The 1,236-nt window shown below is 73.2% G+C and carries 1 pseudogene; it reads right to left on the minus strand.

Annotated elements, in window-relative coordinates:
- Nucleotides 1-1,236, minus strand: a pseudogene (locus N5079_RS35000) (hypothetical protein); the annotation flags it as partial.

The following is a 1,236-nucleotide window of genomic DNA, read 5'->3' on the forward strand; positions in this document are numbered from 1 at the left end:
CACCGACTCGCGTGCCGTCCGCACCGCTGCTCGTCTCGTTGCTTGGTCCGCCGCTTGCTCCGATGCCTGTCCCGCCGCTTGTCCCTGGGCGTGTTCGGGTCCCTGTTCCGATGCCTGTTCTGATACCTGTTCTGATGGCTGGTCTGCTACCTGTGGCGATGGCGGTTCCGGCGCGCGGTCCCATGCCTGTTGTGCTGCCGGTGGCGGTTGCGGTCGCGATGGCTGCTGTGGTGGTTGCTGTTGTGGTGGTTTCTGTCGTGGTGCCCGGGTTGGGGTGGTAGGGCGGCGGGGCCATCCGGCGGGCCGGTAGGAGGTGATCCCGGCGAACAGCAGTTGCCCGTCGTCGTCGCAGATCGCGAACCGCCATTCGCCGTTGACTTGGCGTTTGGCCAGGCGGCGGGCGAGCTGAGGGTGGATGGGCCCCCACCCGGCGAGTTCGGCGGGAAGGTCGTCCAGGTGCATCAGGGTGGAGACCCGCACTCGCACCTCCCCGGCCGCGAACCCCGCGCCACCCGAAAGCAGGCCGGCCGCCACACCACCCTGCGCCGCCTTCGAGGCTGCAGCCTCGCCGCCCCCGCCACCCGCGTTCCCCCCGTTGCCCGTGCTGGCCCCGCCCGAGGCCTCCGGGACGGCCTCGACCGCCACGCCCGAGCTGCTCAAGCTGCCCGTGGTGGCCTCCGCTACGCCGCCCGGACTGCCTGTGACGGCCTCGCCCTCGCTATCTGCGGCGTGCGTGGTGGCGTCCGCTGCGCCGTGGCCGGCGTCCGCACTTGCCGCGCCGTCCGCTGTCACTGCCACGGTGCCTGATGTGTGTCCGGCCGCCTGGAGGGTGCCGGTCGGCTGCTGCCCGCCGCCGTGGCCGTCCCCGTCGCGCGGGCCGCCGGGGCCGCCTCCGCTCCGCACACCGCCGGAGCCATCCGTACCGTCCGTACCGTCGGAGCCGTCGCCGTCGCCCTCGGCGTCGACGTCGGCGTCGGCGTCGGCCGTCGTGCCATCCCCGGCTCGTCTGCCACCGGTGGCGTCGGTGCTGTCCACGCCCCCTGTTCCGGCCCGGTCGTGAACGCCGTACGCGCTGTGGGCGCCGGGGTCATCGGTGTGACGGGTCCGGGCCAGGGTGTGGGCGCCATCGGGACTGTCAGGGTTGTCGGGGTCCGCGGGCTCCTGAGGGTCGGCGTCGTCATTGGACCGGCCGTCGTGGGGCCGGTCGTCGTTGGGTTGGTCGGCGTCGTTGTCGTG

Source organism: Planotetraspora sp. A-T 1434 (assembly GCF_025420585.1).
Classification (GTDB): domain Bacteria; phylum Actinomycetota; class Actinomycetes; order Streptosporangiales; family Streptosporangiaceae; genus JAOEGB01.